The organism is Azospira sp. MPR-E4, assembly GCF_058809645.1.
This window is the reverse complement of the sequence record NZ_JBXAST010000024.1, coordinates 13,952-31,288: the sequence shown is the minus strand read 5'-3', so window position 1 is coordinate 31,288 and position 17,337 is coordinate 13,952. Positions and strand designations below refer to the sequence as shown.

Below are 17,337 nucleotides of genomic sequence, written 5' to 3'. Positions count from 1 at the left end.
CAGAAAGCATTACTCGTGAAACCCACCCTGGTACTGGTCGGCCGGCCCAATGTAGGCAAGTCCACCCTGTTCAATCGCCTGACCAAGACCCGTGACGCCATCGTCGCCGACCTGCCCGGGCTGACCCGGGACCGCCACTATGGCCACGGCAAGGTGGGCAGCAAGCCCTATCTGGTGGTGGACACCGGCGGCTTCGAGCCCCTGGCCAAGGACGGCATTTTCCACGAGATGGCACGCCAGACCGAGCAGGCCATCGCCGAGGCGGACGCCGTGGTCTTCGTGGTGGACGGCCGCGTCGGCATTACCGCCCAGGACAAGGAAATCGCCAACAAGCTGCGCAAGCTGGAGCGCCCTGTGCTGGTGGCGGTGAACAAGGCCGAGGGCATGAAGCACACGGTGGTGGCCGCCGACTTTTACGAACTGGGCCTGGGCGAGCCGTTCCCCGTTTCCGCCACCCACGGCGACGGCGTGCGGGATCTGGTGGAAATGGCCCTGGCCGATTTCCCCGAGCCGGACGAGGATGACGCCAAGGACGAAACGCCCCGGGTGGCCATCGTCGGCCGTCCCAACGTGGGCAAGAGCACCCTCATCAACGCCCTCATGGGCGAAGAGCGGGTCATTGCCTTCGATATGCCCGGCACCACCCGGGATGCCATTTTCGTGGACTTCGAGCGCAACGGCCGCAAGTACACCCTGATCGATACCGCCGGCCTGCGCCGCCGCGGCAAGGTCTTCGAAGCCGTGGAGAAGTTCTCCGTGGTGAAGACCCTGCAGTCCATCGAGGACGCCAACGTGGTGGTGCTGGTGCTGGATGCGGACCAGGACATCTCGGACCAGGATGCCCACATCGCTGGTTTCGTTGTCGAATCCGGCCGCTCCCTGGTGGTGGCGGTGAACAAGTGGGACAGCCTGGACGCCTACCGGCGCGAGCGCATCAAGGTGGATCTGGAACACAAGCTGAAATTCCTCAGCTTCGCCACCTTCCACTACATTTCCGCCCTCAAGGGCCTGGGCCTGGAAAAGCTGTTCACCTCCGTGGACCGGGCCTACGCCGCTGCCATGGCCAAGCTGCCCACGCCCAAGCTGACCCGGGTGCTGCTGGACGCCGTGGCCCGCCAGGCGCCGCCCCGTCACGGCGGCATCTTCCGCCCCAAGCTGCGCTATGCCCACCAGGGCGGCTCCAACCCGCCCCTGATCGTCATCCACGGCAACGCCCTGGATTCCCTGCCGGAAAGCTATCGCCGCTACCTGGAACATACCTTCCGCGAAGTGTTCAAACTGCAGGGCACGCCCCTGCGGGTCCAGTTCAATACCAGCCACAATCCTTTCGCCACCAAGGAAGTGCGCAAGATCGGCAATCCGCGGGACACCTTTTACAAAAACCGCGAGAAAAAGTCCTGAATCTACGGGTTTGCCCGGTGGCTTTCCCCCGGAAAATCCATTAAAGTGCTTTTTCCATAACAACGAACCATGGAGTTTCAGCCATGAGCAATAAAGGGCAACTTTTACAAGACCCGTTTCTCAACACGCTCCGCCGCGAACATGTGCCGGTTTCCATTTACCTGGTGAACGGCATCAAGCTCCAGGGCCAGATCGAGTCCTTCGACCAGTACGTCGTGCTGCTCAAGAACACGGTGACCCAGATGGTCTACAAGCATGCCATTTCCACCGTGGTGCCGGCCCGCCCCGTCAATATCCAGCAGGATAACGGCGCCGAGTCGTGATCATTCCCCGCATACGCATTTCCGGCCCGCTGGCGTCACCGGCGGGCCGCGTCGTTTTCGGCCGGTTGCGGCCAGTCTGCTCCTAATCCATGTTTGATCGTCCCTCCGCCGGTGACCCCAGGGTCCCCGGTTCCGAGCGCGCCCTCCTGATCCAGGTGGATTTCGGCCAGCCCGACATCGAGGATTCCCAGGAAGAACTGCGCCTGCTGGCCAGCTCGGCTGGTGCCGAAGTGGTGGATGTGCTGGTGGCCAAGCGGGGTGCGCCCGATGCGGCCACCTATGTGGGCAAGGGCAAGGTGCAGGAAATCGGTGCCGTCGCCGCCGCCCATGATGCCACCCTGGTGATTTTCAACCACGAGCTGTCGCCGGCCCAGGAACGCAACCTGGAGCGGGCCCTGCAGTGCCGGGTGATCGACCGCACCAGCCTGATCCTGGACATCTTCGCCCTGCGCGCCAGCAGTTCCGAAGGCAAGCTGCAGGTGGAACTGGCCCAGCTGGAGCATCTGGCCACCCGCCTGGTGCGGGGCTGGACCCACCTGGAGCGGCAGCGGGGCGGCATCGGTATGCGCGGTCCCGGCGAAAAGCAGCTGGAAACGGACCGCCGTCTGCTTGGCGTCCGGGTCAAGAGCCTCAAGGAGCGCCTGGCCAAGCTGTCGCGCCAGCGCAATGTGCAGCGACGGGCCCGTTCCCGGCGCGATGTGCTCAACGTGTCCCTGGTCGGCTATACCAACGCCGGTAAATCCACCCTGTTCAACGCCATGACCAAGGCCGGCGTCTATGCGGCGGACCAGCTTTTCGCCACCCTGGACACCACCTCCCGCAAGCTGTGGCTGCCGGAAGTGGGCTCCGTGGTGATGTCGGATACGGTGGGTTTCATCCGCGACCTGCCCCACGCCCTGGTGGAGGCCTTCAAGGCCACCCTGGAAGCCACGGCCCAGGCCGACCTGCTGCTGCATGTGGTGGATTCCGCCTCCCATGCCCGGGAGGAGCAGATTGCCGAAGTCAACAAGGTGCTGCACGAGATCGGCGCCGACCAGGTACCCCAGATTCTGGTGTGGAACAAGGCCGACCTTACGGGCTTGCCCGCCGCTGTGGAGCGGGACGAGTATGGTAAACTTCATCGCGTCCGATTGAGTGCCAGGACCGGCGAAGGCCTGGATTTGTTGCGCCAGGCATTGACGGAGTTTGCCCGGGATAATTCACTCAGCATGACGACAGCGGCCTCTGCGGACGATGCCGCGGCAGCCAGTGCGAATGACGCAGTGCAAGACGTTTAGACCGGATCACCGGCCCCTCATACCGCCCTCAATAAGAGTTCCCCGACATGATCTCTAGCATTGGACTTCTGATGTCGCTCAACGACCCCCAGTGGGGCAATCGTGGCAATGGCGACGGCCGCCGTCCCAACCAGGGACCTCCCGATCTGGAAGACCTGTGGCGCGATTTCAACCGTCGCCTGTCCGGCATGTTCGGCAAGAAGGGCGACGGCAAATTTGGCGGCGGCGATTCCGGCGGCCCCTCCGATTTCAATCCCAAGCTCTTCGGCGGCGGCATCGGCCTCCTGGCGGCCCTGGTGGCCGTGGTCTGGCTGGCCTCCGGCTTCTACATTGTCGATGCCTCCCAGCGCGGCGTGGTGCTGCAGTTCGGCAAGTTCAAGGAAACCACGGAACCGGGCCTGCGCTGGCGTCTGCCGTTCCCCATCGAATCCCACGAACTGGTGAATCTCACCGGCGTGCGCACCATCGAGGTGGGCTACCGGGGCAGCGAGAAGAACAAGGTGCTGAAAGAGGCGCTGATGCTGACCGATGATGAAAACATCATCAACATCCAGTTCGCCGTGCAGTACTACCTGAAGGACCCGGTCGAATACCTGTTCAACAACCGTCACGCCGACGAGGCTGTGATGCAGGCTTCGGAAACGGCCATCCGGGAAATCGTCGGCAAGAGCAAGATGGACTTCGTCCTCTACGAAGGCCGGGAGCAGGTGGCGGCCCAGGCGGCCAAGCTGATGCAGGACATCCTGGATCGCTACAACACCGGCATCCTCATTTCCAAGGTCACCATGCAGAATGCCCAGCCGCCGGAGCAAGTCCAGGCAGCCTTCGACGATGCGGTGAAGGCGGGTCAGGACCGGGAGCGGCAGAAGAACGAAGGCCAGGCCTACGCCAACGACGTCATCCCCCGGGCCAAGGGCACCTCTGCCCGCCTGTTGCAGGAAGCCGACGGCTACAAGCAGCGCATGATCGCCACCGCCGAGGGTGATGCCAGCCGCTTCAAGCAGATCCTCGTGGAATACGCCAAGGCACCCGAGGTGACGCGCCAGCGCCTCTATCTGGAAACCATGCAGCAGATCTACGCCAACACCTCCAAGATCATGGTGGATGCCAAGGGCGGTAACAACCTGCTCTACCTGCCCCTGGACAAGCTGATGGAAACCGTGGCGGCGCCCGGCCATGCCGGCGTCCCGGCCGCCCAGGCCGTTGAAAGCACCGTGAACCGGGGTGTGTCGATTTCCAACGACGTTCCGCCCCAGCTGGAAAAGAACGATGTACGTTCCCGTGACGCTTCCCTGCGTTCCCGGGATCGGGACGGCCGCTAAGGAGCCCCAGAGATGAAACAGAGCTTCGGTCTTATCGGCGGCCTGGTGGCCGCCATCGTGGTGGTGCTGGCCCTCAGCCTGTTCACCGTGGATCAGCGCCAGTACGCCGTGGTGCAGCAGCTGGGCGAGGTCAAGTCGGTCATCACCGAACCCGGCCTCAACTTCAAGTGGCCCCTGATCCAGAACGTCCGCTTCTTCGATCGCCGCATCCTGACCATGGATTCCCCGGAACCCGAGCGTTTCATCACCTCGGAAAAGAAGAACGTGCTGGTGGATTCCTACGTCAAGTGGCGCATCGTCGATCCCAAGCTGTACTACATCTCCGTCGGCGGCGACGAATCCCGGGCCCGTACCCGTCTCTCCCAGACCGTCAATGCGGGCCTGCGGGAAGAGTTCGGCAAGCGCACGGTGCATGACGTGGTTTCCGGCGAGCGGGACAAGATCATGGACGACATGCGGGAAAAGGCCGACCAGGATGCCCGCAAGATCGGTGTGCAGATCGTGGACGTGCGCCTGAAGCGCGTCGAGCTGCCCCAGGAAGTGAGCGAGTCCGTCTATCGCCGCATGGAGGCCGAGCGCAAGCGGGTGGCCAACGAACTGCGTTCCCAGGGCGCTGCCGAGGCCGAAAAGATCCGCGCCGACGCCGACCGCCAGCGCGAAGTGCTGGTGGCCGAAGCCTACCGGGATGCCCAGAAGATCAAGGGTGAGGGCGATGCCAAGGCTGCCGCCATCTACGGCCAGGCCTTCGGCCAGAATCCCGAGTTCTTCGCCTTCTACCGCAGCATGGAAGCTTATCGCTCCACCTTTAAGAGCAAGAGCGATGTCATGGTGCTGGAACCCAATTCCGATTTCTTCAAGTACATGAAGAACGTCGGCCGCAGCGGCAAGTAAAGTCGGCCGTCGTTCTGCCTATGGGCGATAATCTCCTCCTCGCCTTCGCGCTCATGCTGGTGCTCGAAGGCGTCGTTCCCTTTCTCGCGCCCCAGGCCTGGCGCGAGACGTTTCGCCGCCTCATCGCCATGAGCGACGGCCAGATCCGCTTCATCGGCCTCACCGCCATGATTGCGGGCCTCATACTGTTGATGATTTTCAAATGAACTGGTTGCTACCCGAATACCTGGCCGATGCCCTGCCGGCAGAGGCTGCCAAGATCGAGCGCCTGCGGCGCCAGACCCTGGACCTGTTCCGCTGCCATGGCTACGAACTGGTCATGCCGCCCCTGCTCGAGTACCTGGAATCCCTGCTCACCGGGTCCGGCCAGGACCTGCGCCTGAAGACCTTCAAGCTGGTGGACCAGCTGTCCGGCCGCACCATGGGCGTGCGTGCCGACATCACGCCCCAGGTGGCCCGCATCGACGCCCACCTGCTCAACCGCCAGGGCGTGGTCCGTCTCTGCTATTGCGACAGCGTGCTGCATACCCTGCCGGCGGCCACCGCCGGCACCCGGGAGCCGATCCAGATCGGCGCCGAGATTTATGGCCATGCCGGCGTCGAAGCCGACCTGGAGATCATCCGCCTGATGGCTGCCGCCCTGGAAGGGGCCGGCCTCTCCGCTGCCCGCCTCGATCTGAGCCATGTCGGCATCTTCCGCGCCATCGCCCAGGCCGCCGGCCTGCCGGCTGCGGCTGACGAGGAAGTGTTCGCCCTGCTGCAGGTCAAGGACATCCCCGGCCTGCAGGCCGCCTGTGCCGGCCTGCCCGAGCCCTACCGTTCCGCCCTGCTGCGCCTGCCCGACCTCTATGGCGATGCTTCCGTGCTGGCCAAGGCCCGGCAGCAGCTGCCCGACCTGCCGGCGGTGCATGCCGGCCTGGACCTGCTCTCGGCCCTGGCCGCCAAGGCCGGCGACCTGCCCATCGGTTTCGATCTGTCGGACCTGCGCGGCTATCATTACCACAACGGCGTCGTCTTCGCCGCCTACAGCCCCGGCTACGCCACCGCCCTGGCCCTGGGCGGCCGCTACGACGGCGCCGGCGAAGCCTTCGGTCGGGCCCGTCCCGCCACGGGGTTCTCCATGGATTTGCGCGAGGTGGCCCGCCTGGCCCCCGCCACCCAGGTTTCAAAAGCCATCCTGGCGCCCTACGGCGGCGAGGATGCCCAGCTGGCCGCCGCCATCGCCCGTCTGCGGGCCGAAGGCGAGGCCGTGGTGGAACTCCTGCCCGGCCAGGCCGGCAGCGAAGGTCTGCCCTGCGACCGCCGGCTGGTGCAGCAGGACGGCAAATGGATTATTGCAGCAATCAATAAGGACTAAGCAGTATGGCTAAGAACGTCGTGGTCGTCGGCACCCAGTGGGGCGACGAGGGGAAGGGAAAGATCGTCGATTGGCTGACGGACAACGCCCAGGGCGTGGTGCGTTTCCAGGGCGGGCACAATGCCGGCCACACCCTGGTGGTGGGCGAGCGCGAATACAAGCTGAACCTGGTGCCCTCCGGCATCGTGCGTGACGGCGTGCAGTGCTACATCGGCAACGGCGTGGTGCTGGACATCCAGCATCTGCTGGCCGAAATCAAGATCCTGGAAGAGGGCGGCCTGGACGTGCGTTCCCGCCTCAAGGTCAGCCCCGGCTGTCCCCTGATCCTGCCCTACCACTCCGCCATCGACAAGGCGCGGGAAGCCGCCAAGTGCGCCGACCAGAAGATCGGCACCACCGGCAAGGGCATCGGTCCGGCCTATGAAGACAAGGTGGCCCGCCGCGGCCTGCGGGTGTACGACCTGTTCAACCCGGAGCGCTTCGCCGCCAAGCTGAAGGAAGTGATGGAGTACCACAACTTCATCCTGACCAAGATGCTGGGTGCCGAGCCCGTTTCCTACGAAGCCGTGCTGGAACAGGCCCTGGCCAATGCGGAACAGATCAAGCCCCTGGTGGCCGACGTCTCCGCCGCCATCTACGAATCCAACAAGGCCGGCCAGAACCTGCTGTTCGAAGGCGCCCAGGGTACCCTGCTGGACATCGACCACGGCACCTATCCCTTCGTCACCTCCAGCAACTGCGTTGCCGGCCAGGCTGCAGCGGGCGCCGGCGTCGGCCCCGGCATGCTGCATTACGTGCTGGGCATCACCAAGGCCTATTGCACCCGCGTCGGCGGCGGTCCGTTCCCCTCCGAGCTGGATATCGACACCGCCGGCTGTCCCGGCCACCAGATGTCCACCAAGGGCAAGGAATTCGGCACCGTCACCGGTCGCAAGCGCCGCTGCGGCTGGTTCGATGCCGCCGCCCTGCGCCGCTCCGCCCGCATCAACGGCGTCACCGGCCTGTGCATCACCAAGCTGGACGTGCTCGACGGCCTGGAAGAACTGCACATCTGCACCGGCTACAAGCTGGACGGCAAGGTGCTGGACCTGCTGCCCATCGGTGCCGACGAAGTGGCCCGCTGCGAGCCCATCTACGAAACCATGCCCGGCTGGAAGGAAACCACCTTCGGCGCCAAGCGCTGGGAAGATCTGCCGGCCACGGCCCAGGCCTACCTGGACCGCATTCAGACCCTGTGCGAGATTCCCATCGATATCGTCTCCACCGGTCCGGAGCGGGACGAAACCATCCTCAAGCGGCATCCCTTCGCCGCCTGAGCGAAAAAGCCGGCGTCAGAGCGCCGGCTTTTTTCTTTAACCTGAGTGTCGTCCTGATTGTCGTCAACTCCCCTTAAGCTTGCCGGCAGCCAGTATCGCCGGGGGCATTCGTGCCCTGCGACTGCGGGAGGTGCGCACTCTGCCGCCGTCGCGAATGGGGACGGTGGTGCGGGGAGGGGGGAGTGCCGGACCGGCAGCCGTTGCGGAAGCGGGGCCGGAAAAGCAAAAAGCCGAAAATCCTTGAAGAATTTTCGGCTTTGCCTGAACCTTGGTGCCCAGGAGAGGACTCGAACCTCCACAGTGTTGCCACCGCCAGGACCTGAACCTGGTGCGTCTACCAATTCCGCCACCTGGGCAGGTGTCGAAAAGAGCCCGCATTATAATGAAGCCTGCGGTACTACCGCAAGAGGAAAAATGATTAATTTTTTACCGTCGCTGCAGAACCCGATTTTTGCCATGGCTGTCGCCCCCATGTCGTCCTTGCGGATGGCAGGACAGGGTGCGTCCCGGCTGGCGGGAATTGTGGCGGCTGGGGAAACCCGTGCAAACGGGAAGCAGAAAAACAAAAAGCCGGCAAAAGCCGGCTTGATGTCTGAAACCTGGTGCCCAGGAGAGGACTCGAACCTCCACAGTGTTGCCACCGCCAGGACCTGAACCTGGTGCGTCTACCAATTCCGCCACCTGGGCAGGTGTCGAAGAAGGCGCGATTATAAGGTAAATAAAGACCATGTCAACTAGAAAACTATCCAAAACCAGAAAAAACGATCCCTTCTTTGAAAGGGAGTGCCAAAAGTACGAGATTCCCCTGCCGTCCCGGGAATACACCATGCAGCTGCTGCAGGACCAGGGACGCCCCGTTTCCTTCGACCAGCTGGTGGCCCTGCTGGACATCAGCCGGGATGAGGAGGACCTCTTCCAGCGCCGTCTCAACGCCATGGAGCGGGACGGCCAGCTGCTGCGCAACCGCAAGAACTCCTACATCCTGCCGGAGAAGGCGGACCTGATTCCGGGCAAGGTGGAAGGCCATCCGGACGGCTTCGGCTTCGTCAAGCCGGACGACGGCAGCGACGACCTGTTCCTCGAGCCCAAGCAGATGGACAAGGTGCTGCACGGCGACCGGGTGCTGGTGCGCTGCATCGGCCTGGACCGCCGCGGCCGCCGCGAGGCCACCATCGTCGAGGTGCTGGAACGGGCCAACACCCGCCTGGTGGGCCGGCTCATGGAAGAGCACGGCATCCAGTTCGTGGTGGCCGAGAACAAGCGCATCAGCCAGGACATCCTGATTCCCCCCACCGCCATGACCGACAAGCGGGCCAAGCTCAAGGCCCGGCCCGGCAATGTGGTGATGGTGGAAATCCTGGAGCAGCCCTCCCGCTATTCCCAGCCCATCGGCCGCATTGTCGAGATTCTCGGCAACTATGCCGACCCGGGCATGGAAATCGAAATCGCCCTGCGCAAGCACGACCTGCCCTTCGAGTTTTCCAAGGAAGCCCAGGCCGAAAACAAGGCGGTGCCGGACAAGGTCAAGAAGAGCGACTTCAAGGGCCGCGAAGACCTGCGTGAGCTGCCCCTGGTGACCATCGACGGCGAGACCGCCCGGGACTTCGACGATGCGGTCTTCTGCGAGAAGGTGGGCCGGGGCTGGCGCCTGGTGGTAGCCATCGCCGACGTCTCCCATTACGTGCGCCCGGGCATGGCCCTGGACCAGGAGGCCTACGACCGGGGCAACTCGGTGTATTTCCCGCGGCGGGTCATTCCCATGCTGCCGGAGAAGCTTTCCAACGGCATCTGCTCCCTCAATCCGGACGTGGAACGGCTGGCCATGGTGTGCGACATGAACATCAGCGCCACCGGCAGCATTGGCAAGTACCGCTTCTACCCGGCCGTGTTCCGCTCCCATGCCCGCCTCACCTACAACCAGGTGTGGGGCTGGCTGTCCGGCGAAAGCCAGCCGGAGAACGAGGTGCATCAGGCCCTGCAGCCCCACCTGCAGAACCTCTACAAGCTCTTCCAGGTGCTGCTCAAGGCGCGCAAGAAGCGGGGTGCCATCGACTTCGAGACGGTGGAAACCCAGATGCTGTTCAACGCCCAGGGCAAGATCGAGAACATCGTGCCCGTGGTGCGCAACGACGCCCACCGCCTGATCGAGGAATGCATGCTGGCGGCCAACGTCTGCGCCTCCGGCTTCCTGCATGAGCACAAGCAGGCCTGCCTGTACCGGGTGCACCAGGGACCGACGCCGGAAAAGCTGGAGAACCTGCGGGCCTTCCTCGGCGAATTCGGCTTCTCCCTGGCCGGCGGCGACGAGCCCAAGGCCAAGGATTACGCCGAGCTGCTGGAGAAGATCCAGGGCCGTCCCGACACCCAGCTGCTGCAGACGGTGATGCTGCGCTCCCTGCGTCAGGCCCAGTACGCCCCGGAAAACCTGGGCCACTTCGGCCTGGCCTACGAGGCCTACACCCACTTCACCTCGCCCATCCGCCGCTATCCCGACCTGCTGGTGCATCGCGCCATCAAGGCCGTGCTGGCCGGCGAGACCTACAACCCGGGCAAGTGGGAAGACATCGGCCTGCATTGCTCCGGCACCGAGCGCCGGGCCGACGAGGCCACCCGGGACGTGGACAACTGGCTGAAGTGCTTCTACATGAAGGAGCGCATCGGTGAGGAATTCGAGGGCACCATCGCCGGCGTCGCCGCCTTCGGCATCTTCGTCGCCCTGGACGAGGTCTTCGTCGAAGGCATGGTGCACGTTTCCGAACTGGGCGAGGATTACTTCCACTTCGAGCCGGCCAAGCACCAGATGCTGGGCGAACGCAGCGGCAAGCGCTTCCGCCTCGGCGACCGCCTGCGGGTGAAACTGGTGCGGGCCGACCTGGAGTCTGGCCGCATCGACTTCATCCTGGCCCAGGAAAAGAAGGAAGGTCCGGCCGGCGATGACGAGGTGGTGACCTGGCGCAAGAACACCACGGGCAAGCCCGCCCTGGGGGCTGCTGCTCCGCAAGGCAAGCCCCGTGCGGGTTCCGGCGGTGGCAAGCCTGGCAAGTCCGCCCCTGGCGGCAAAGCGGGCGGTCCGGGTCAGGGCGGTCATCGCGGCAAGAGTCCGGCCGCTGCCAAGACGGGCGCTCCCAAGCGGAGCGGCAAGGGCGGGGCGAAGGGCGGCAGCAAGTCCGCCAGCAGGGGCGGCGCCAACAACGGCGGCCGCAAGGGGCGCTAGGCCCCGTTGCCGTGTCTCAGGTCTGGCCGGCGAGCCCCGCCGGCAGGGCCTGGGCCCAGCCCAGCTCGGCCACCAGCCGGGCGAAATCGCCCTCCAGGGGCGCTTCCAGCCGCAGGGGGGCGCCGCTGGCCGGGTGTCTCACTTCCAGACGCAGGCAGGCCAGCAGCAGGCGCGGGCAGGCGAAGTGCTGGGCGAAGAAGCGGTTGTGCTTGCCCTTGCCGTAGGTGGCGTCGCCGATGATGGGATGGGCGATGTGCTTGAGATGGCGCCGCAGCTGGTGCTGCCGGCCGGTGGCCGGCTCCAGTTCAAGCAGGGCGTAGCGGCTGCTGGGATAGCGGTCCACCGCCAGCGGCAGTTCCACCGTGGCCAGGCGCCGGTAGCGGGTGAGGGCGGCCTGGGGCTCCCGGTTCATGCGCTCCCCCTGCCATTCCCCGTCGTCGAACTGGCGGCTGAGGGCATGGTCGATGACGCCGGCTTCCTCCGGATGGCCGCGCACCACCGCCACGTAGGTCTTGTGCACCGTCTGGGCCTCGAACTGGCGCCCCAGTTCCCGCGCCATGTCGCTGCTGAGGGCGAACAGCAGCACGCCGGAAGTCCCCCGGTCCAGGCGATGGGCCGGGTAGACCCACTGGCCGATCTGGTCCCGCAGCAGCTGCACGGCGAAGCGGGTCTCGTGCCGGTCCACCAGGGAGCGGTGCACCAGCAGGCCGGGGGGCTTGTGGATGGCGATCAGGTGCTCGTCGCGGTAGATAATCGGCAGCATCCGCTCGGTTTTCCTCGGTAACGGTGATGGCAAAGGGGAGGGGCATCCTAGCAGGAATTGCTGCCCGAGGGCTTCCCGCCGGCCTCCCCGCATCCGCCGAAGGCCGCCCTGGCGCCCATCCCGCAGCTGTCTTGATGCGTATCAACGACGCCCCATTTCTTCCCGCGTTCAATGGCAGCCACGATCTCCAGGGAAGAAAAAATGTTCCGCATCTCCCAATTCATGGACGAGCTGGTGACCCCCAGCACCATCGGCCCCCGCCGCAATCCGCCCGGGCCGGTGGTGATCTGGAACCTGGTGCGCCGCTGCAACCTCACCTGCAAGCACTGCTACTCCATCTCCGCCGACAAGGATTTTCCCGGCGAACTGAACACCGAGCAGGTGTTCACCGTGATGGACGACCTCAAGGCCTTCCGCGTGCCGGTGCTGATCCTCTCCGGCGGCGAGCCCCTGCTGCGGCCTGACATCTTCGACATCGCCCGCCGCGCCAAGGGCATGGGCTTCTACGTCGGCCTTTCCTCCAACGGCACCCTTATCAGCGAAGCCAATATCGACGCCATCGCCGCGATTGGCTTCGACTACGTGGGCGTCAGCCTGGACGGCATCAAGGAGACCCACGACAGGTTCCGCCGCCTGGAAGGGGCCTTCGACGCCTCCCTGGCCGGCATCCGCCTGTGCAAGGAGCGGGGTATCAAGGTGGGCGTGCGCTACACCATGACCCAGGACAACGCCCACGACCTGCCCGGCCTGCTCAAGCTGATCGAGGCCGAGGGCATCGACAAGTTCTACTTCTCCCACCTCAACTACGCCGGCCGGGGCAACAAGAACCGGGCCACCGACACCCATCACCTGGCCACCCGCCAGGCCATGGACCTGCTCCTGGACACCTGCTGGGAATACAGCCAAATGAGCCGGCAGGGTGGCCCGCACAAGGAATTCGTCACCGGCAACAACGATGCCGATGGCGTGTACCTGCTGCGCTGGGTGGCCCGCCGCTTTCCGGACAAGGTCTCCCACATCCGCGCCAAGCTGGAGCAGTGGGGCGGCAACGCCAGCGGCGTCAATGTGGCCAACATCGACAACCTGGGCAATGTGCATCCGGACACCATGTGGTGGCACCACACCCTGGGCAACGTCAAGGAGCGGCCCTTCTCCACCTTGTGGAACGACCTCTCCGACCCCCTCATGGCCGGCCTCAAGCAGCACCCGCGGCCCGTGGAGGGGCGCTGCGGCGCCTGCGCCTACCTCAACATCTGCAACGGCAACACCCGGGTGCGGGCCCAGCAGCTGACCGGCAATCCCTGGGCCGAAGACCCGGCCTGCTATCTCAGCGACGAAGAAATCGGCGTCAAAAAGGTAACCGAGGTATCCCTATGAAAACCCGCGTCCAGGCCGCCAGGCGGCCGTCCTCCCTGGCCTTCTGGCTGCTTTCCGTACCTCTCGGTCTGGGGGCGTTGTGGCTGGCCAGCCGGCCGGCCCACGCCGCCGATGCCAACGCCCCGGCCCTGTTCCAGCAGCACTGCGCCGCCTGCCACGGTGCCGACCGCCTGGGAGGCATGGGCCCGGCCCTGCTGCCGGAAAACCTGGAACGGCTGAGAAAGGCCGAAGCCCTCAAGACCATCAGGGAAGGCCGGGCCGCCACCCAGATGCCGGCCTTCAAGGACCAGCTGAGCGAGGCCGACATCGCCGCCCTGGCCGACTACGCCTACGCCCCGGTGAACCCCAAGCCCACCTGGACGGAGAAGGACATCCGGGCCTCCCGCGTCCAGCATGTGGACGAGAAGACCCTCTCGCCCAAGCCGGTGTTCAAGGCCGACCCCATGAACCTCTTCGTGGTGGTGGAAGGGGGCGACCATCACGTCTCCATCCTCGACGGCGACAAGCTGGAGCCCATCCACCGCTTCCAGTCCCGCTACGCCCTCCACGGCGGGCCCAAGTTCTCCCCCGACGGGCGCTTCGTGTATTTCGCCTCCCGGGACGGCTGGCTGACCAAGTTCGACCTGTGGAACCTGAAGGTGGTGGCCGAGGTGCGGGCCGGCATCAACACCCGCAACGCCGCCGTCTCCGGCGACGGCAAGTACGTCATGGCCGCCAACTACCTGCCCCAGGATTTGGTGTTGTTCGACGCCGACCTCAACCTGATCAAGGTGATGGAGGCGAAGAGCGCCGACGGCAAGGAAAGCTCCCGGGTTTCCGCGGTGTACGACGCCGCCCCGCGCAAGAGCTTCGTCGCCGCCATGAAGGACATGCCCGAGGTCTGGGAAATCAGCTACGACCCGGAAGCCCATCCCATCTACGACGGCCTGGTGCACGACTACCAGTACAAGGAAGGGGTCTCGGTGCCCGGCTTCCTCAACCCCCGCCGCACCCGCCTCACCGATCCCCTGGACGATTTCTTCTTCGACCAGAGCTATTCCGAGGTGATGGGCACCAGCCGGGAAGGCAAGGGCCAGGTGGTGAACCTGGATGCCCGGCGCAAGGTCTCCGAACTGCAGCTCTCCGGCATGCCCCACCTGGGCTCCGGCATCACCTGGAACTGGCAGGGCCGCACCGTGATGGCCTCCACCAACCTCAAGGAAGGCAAGGTGACGGTGATCGACATGAAGGACTGGAAACCGGTGAAGGACATCGTCACCCGGGGAGCCGGCTTCTTCCTGCGCAGCCACGAGAACAGCCGCTACGCCTTCGTCGATTCCATGATGAGCCCGGCCAAGGACACCCTGCAGGTGATCGACAAGGACAAGCTGGAGATCGTCAAGGAACTCAAGCCCGTCCCCGGCAAGACCCTGGCCCACATCGAGTTCACCAAGGATGGCCGTTACGCCCTGGCCAGCCTGTGGGAAATGGACGGCGCCCTGATCATCTACGACGCCAGGACCCTGGAAGAGGTGAAGCGCCTGCCCATGAAGAAGCCTGTGGGCAAGTACAACGTGTGGAACAAGATCACCCGTTCCGAAGGCACCAGCCACTAGGCTGGGCTCGGCAGCCCGGGCCCCGTCGCTCGGGGTCCCGGCGGGCTTTCCTGCTGCCGCGATGGCGGTGGGGATGGCCTGAGAGCAAGGGATGATGGGAAGGAGGGCTGCCCGGCCGGGCAGCAGCGCCCTGGATGTGACCAGGGGAGGCAGGGGCCCGGCAACCCGGGCGGTGTTCCGTCAGAGCCGCTGCAACAGCTTTTCCAGGGCCCGGTGCACCGTTTCCGCCTTGAAGGGCTTGACGATGTAGCCCTGGATGCCGGTCTGGATCAGTTCCCGCACCCGGTTCTGGTCCGCTTCCACGGTGACCATGATCACCGGCATCAGGTGGCCCGCCGCCCGCAGGGCGCGGACGAACTGGCCGCCATCCATGACCGGCATGTTCCAGTCGCTGACGATGGCATCGATGCCGCCGGCCTGCACCATCTCCAGGCCGGCCTGGCCGTGGGAGGCCTGCTTGACGGCAAAGCCCACCTCCTGGGCGATGGCGGTGAGGATGCCGCGCATGGACTCCACGTCGTCCACCACCAGGAGGGTCTTGGCTGCCATGGCCGGAGCAGACACCGCCTAGAGGGCGGCGTTCTGGCTTTCGATGTAGGCGAACAGCTCGTCGTACATTTCCACCAGGGCATCCCGCTCGGCGCTGCCCTCGGTCCACTTGCGGGTGGCGGCCAGTTCCAGGGCCGCCCGTTCGGTGGCGGAGCGGCTGGCGATTTCCACCTGCTCGCCGTTGATGATGGCATTGACGTCGGCCCGGGCCTTCTGGGCCAGGGACACCATGCGCATGGAGGTTTCCATCCTGCCGGCACCCTGGCCGATGGTGCCCGCCAGTTCTTCCACCACGGAGGCGGAACTGGCGGAACCGGCCAGTTCCTGGCTGAAGGTATCGGCGGTGCCGCGGGCGTCGGAGACGGCGCCCCCCAGTTCTTCCATGCGCCGGGATACGTCTTCCATGGCGCCGGAAACGTCGCCGATGGCCTGGGTGATTTCCACCGCCGCCTTCTGGGACTGGTCGGCCAGCTTGCGCACCTCGTCGGCCACCACGGCAAAGCCGCGGCCCGTCTCGCCGGCCCGGGCCGCCTCGATGGCGGCGTTGAGGGCCAGCAGGTTGGTCTGCTTGGCGATGGCGTCGATGTGGCCGGTCAGCTGGCGGATGGCGTTGGTCTTGCCGTCCAGCTCGTGCAGGGCTTCGGCGCTGTGCTGGGCCGAGGTCTGGGCCTGACCGAGGGCGGCGGACATGGATTCGGCGGCGCCGGACATGGCGCCGGCGGATTCGGCGAAGGCCCGGGCCAGGGATTCGGCCTGGGCCGATTCCTGGGCCACGGTTTCCAGGGCCTCGCTGACCCGGCCGATGGCGGTGGACAGGCCCCGTTCCGAACGCAGGAAGATCTTCGACAGCAGGGCCTCCCGGGCCACGGATTCCCGGGCCTCGTCGAGGCGGTCGAGCATGCCCTGCATCTGCTCCAGCACGTCGCGGAAGGTGCCGTGCAGGCCCGCGGTGTGCAGGCGGCGCCAGGGCCGGCCATGGGTCGAGGCTTCCATGGCGCCGAGCATCTCGCGGAAGGCGGTTTCGGTCTGGTCCAGGGCCGAGTTGATGCTGATGCGGATGGCGTCGAGCTGGGGATCGTCGATGCTGCGGGGCATGCGTTCCACCAGCAGGCCGCTCTGCACCTTGTCCATCAGGGCGTTCAGCTCTTTCAGGCGCTCCTGGCGGGAAGTGGCAGGCAGGACCAGCAGCAGGGCCGCCAGCAGCAGGGCCGGCAGGGCGTAGAGCGGGTCGAGGAAGGCCAGGCCGGTACCGGCCAGCACCAGGATCAGGAGCGGCCAGCGCCGCTTGTCAAAGTGAGAGAACCAGCTGTTCATAGCTCATTCCGGAAGATTGCAGGAGGTCGGTCAGCACCTTGGTGCCGGCGGCGATGGCGTCTTTGCTGCCGGCGGCCTTTTCGGCCGCCAGCATCTGCTGGTACACCGGCACGATCTTGTCGATGGCGCTGCGCCTGGGGCAGCGGCGCACCGAGTAGTAGCCGACGATGTCGCCCTTGGGGCCGAAGTCCGGGGTGATGTGGGCGAAGACCCAGTAGAAGCTGCCGTCCTTGGACATGTTCTTCACGTAGGCGAAGATTTCCCGGCCCGACTTGAGGGTGTCCCACACCAGGTTGAAGGCGGCCCGGGGCATGTCCGGGTGGCGGATGATGTTGTGCTGGGTGCCCAGCAGTTCGGCTTCGCTGTAGCCGGAAAACTCGATGAAAATCTCGTTGCCGTAGGTGATGCGGCCGCTCAGGTCGGTCTTGCTGACGATGAAATCGTTGTCGCGCATGACCCGTTCCCGGTTGGTGGGAACGATGGATTTATCCTTCATTTTTGTCTCGCTCCTCGTCTGGAAGAAGCTATACCTCCCGGGGCCGTAATCTACCTTGTGGCACGAGGATTGGAAAGCTTGGGGGGCCGATATTTTCCTTTTGCCGGGGCCCTGTCGGCAAATGTCCGGGGCAGGCTCTCCG

The 17,337-nt window shown here is 65.2% G+C and carries 15 protein-coding genes and 2 tRNA genes; 11 read left to right on the top strand and 6 right to left on the bottom strand.

The annotated features are described in order from the left end of the window. Window positions 1–15 precede the first annotated feature (15 nt). From der to AC1RTA_RS09195, 8 genes are all read left to right on the top strand, one after another. Window positions 16–1,401, top strand: a complete 1,386-nt coding sequence (der, locus tag AC1RTA_RS09230) for a ribosome biogenesis GTPase Der (protein WP_014238150.1) — start codon at window positions 16–18, stop codon at window positions 1,399–1,401. Window positions 1,402–1,484: 83 nt separating this feature from the next. Further along, the gene (hfq, locus tag AC1RTA_RS09225; RefSeq protein WP_014238149.1) at window positions 1,485–1,724 is read left to right on the top strand and encodes an RNA chaperone Hfq; all 240 of its coding nucleotides are present in this window, start codon (window positions 1,485–1,487) and stop codon (window positions 1,722–1,724) included. Window positions 1,725–1,813: 89 nt separating this feature from the next. Then, complete coding sequence (hflX, locus tag AC1RTA_RS09220) at window positions 1,814–3,001, top strand: GTPase HflX (RefSeq protein WP_130458810.1); 1,188 nt, start codon at window positions 1,814–1,816, stop codon at window positions 2,999–3,001. Window positions 3,002–3,072: 71 nt separating this feature from the next. Further along, complete coding sequence (gene hflK / locus AC1RTA_RS09215) at window positions 3,073–4,323, top strand: FtsH protease activity modulator HflK (protein ID WP_043798355.1); 1,251 nt, start codon at window positions 3,073–3,075, stop codon at window positions 4,321–4,323. A 12-nt stretch (window positions 4,324–4,335) separates the two neighbouring features. After that, window positions 4,336–5,214, top strand: coding sequence for a protease modulator HflC (gene hflC, locus AC1RTA_RS09210; RefSeq protein ID WP_014238146.1), 879 nt, complete (start codon window positions 4,336–4,338; stop codon window positions 5,212–5,214). 20 nt (window positions 5,215–5,234) lie between these two features. Further along, complete coding sequence (locus AC1RTA_RS09205; RefSeq protein ID WP_014238145.1) at window positions 5,235–5,420, top strand: DUF2065 domain-containing protein; 186 nt, start codon at window positions 5,235–5,237, stop codon at window positions 5,418–5,420. Beyond that, entirely contained in the window at window positions 5,417–6,571 is a 1,155-nt protein-coding gene (locus AC1RTA_RS09200) for an ATP phosphoribosyltransferase regulatory subunit (RefSeq protein WP_130458809.1), read from the top strand. The genes AC1RTA_RS09205 and AC1RTA_RS09200 overlap by 4 nt, the downstream gene beginning before the upstream one ends. Before the next feature lie 5 nt (window positions 6,572–6,576). Further along, window positions 6,577–7,887: an adenylosuccinate synthase gene (locus AC1RTA_RS09195; protein ID WP_152088912.1), complete on the top strand. Its 1,311-nt coding sequence runs from the start codon at window positions 6,577–6,579 to the stop codon at window positions 7,885–7,887. 269 nt (window positions 7,888–8,156) lie between these two features. Here the strand turns inward: AC1RTA_RS09195 and AC1RTA_RS09190 are convergent. Further along, window positions 8,157–8,243, bottom strand: a tRNA-Leu gene (locus tag AC1RTA_RS09190). Window positions 8,244–8,487: 244 nt separating this feature from the next. Continuing rightward, window positions 8,488–8,574, bottom strand: a tRNA-Leu gene (locus tag AC1RTA_RS09185). Window positions 8,575–8,713: 139 nt separating this feature from the next. On the opposite strand from AC1RTA_RS09185, the gene rnr reads away from it, so the two are divergent. Then, window positions 8,714–11,101, top strand: a complete 2,388-nt coding sequence (gene rnr, locus AC1RTA_RS09180) for a ribonuclease R (RefSeq protein WP_492783414.1) — start codon at window positions 8,714–8,716, stop codon at window positions 11,099–11,101. A gap of 16 nt (window positions 11,102–11,117) precedes the next feature. Here the strand turns inward: rnr and AC1RTA_RS09175 are convergent, their stop codons facing one another. Beyond that, entirely contained in the window at window positions 11,118–11,864 is a 747-nt protein-coding gene (locus AC1RTA_RS09175; protein ID WP_492784566.1) for a tRNA pseudouridine(65) synthase TruC, read from the bottom strand. A 201-nt stretch (window positions 11,865–12,065) separates the two neighbouring features. Between AC1RTA_RS09175 and nirJ the strand changes: the two genes are divergently transcribed. Together nirJ and AC1RTA_RS09165 are read left to right on the top strand one after the other, a co-directional pair. Further along, entirely contained in the window at window positions 12,066–13,241 is a 1,176-nt protein-coding gene (nirJ, locus tag AC1RTA_RS09170) for a heme d1 biosynthesis radical SAM protein NirJ (protein WP_492784565.1), read from the top strand. Continuing rightward, window positions 13,238–14,836 (top strand): cytochrome D1 domain-containing protein, encoded by a 1,599-nt coding sequence (locus AC1RTA_RS09165; RefSeq protein ID WP_492784564.1) that lies wholly within the window; start codon window positions 13,238–13,240, stop codon window positions 14,834–14,836. Before nirJ ends, AC1RTA_RS09165 begins: the two co-directional genes overlap by 4 nt. Window positions 14,837–15,016: 180 nt before the next feature. Here AC1RTA_RS09165 and AC1RTA_RS09160 read toward each other — a convergent pair whose 3' ends face one another. From AC1RTA_RS09160 to AC1RTA_RS09150, 3 genes are read right to left on the bottom strand one after another with little or no spacing between them, the layout of a single operon-like run. Then, entirely contained in the window at window positions 15,017–15,385 is a 369-nt protein-coding gene (locus AC1RTA_RS09160) for a response regulator (protein ID WP_130458803.1), read from the bottom strand. Between the two features lie 18 nt (window positions 15,386–15,403). Next, on the bottom strand, window positions 15,404–16,699 hold the full coding sequence (locus AC1RTA_RS09155) for a methyl-accepting chemotaxis protein (RefSeq protein ID WP_492784563.1): 1,296 nt from the start codon (window positions 16,697–16,699) through the stop codon (window positions 15,404–15,406). Next, on the bottom strand, window positions 16,674–17,195 hold the full coding sequence (locus AC1RTA_RS09150) for a PAS domain-containing protein (RefSeq protein WP_152088918.1): 522 nt from the start codon (window positions 17,193–17,195) through the stop codon (window positions 16,674–16,676). The genes AC1RTA_RS09155 and AC1RTA_RS09150 overlap by 26 nt, the downstream gene beginning before the upstream one ends. Window positions 17,196–17,337: the final 142 nt, after the last annotated feature.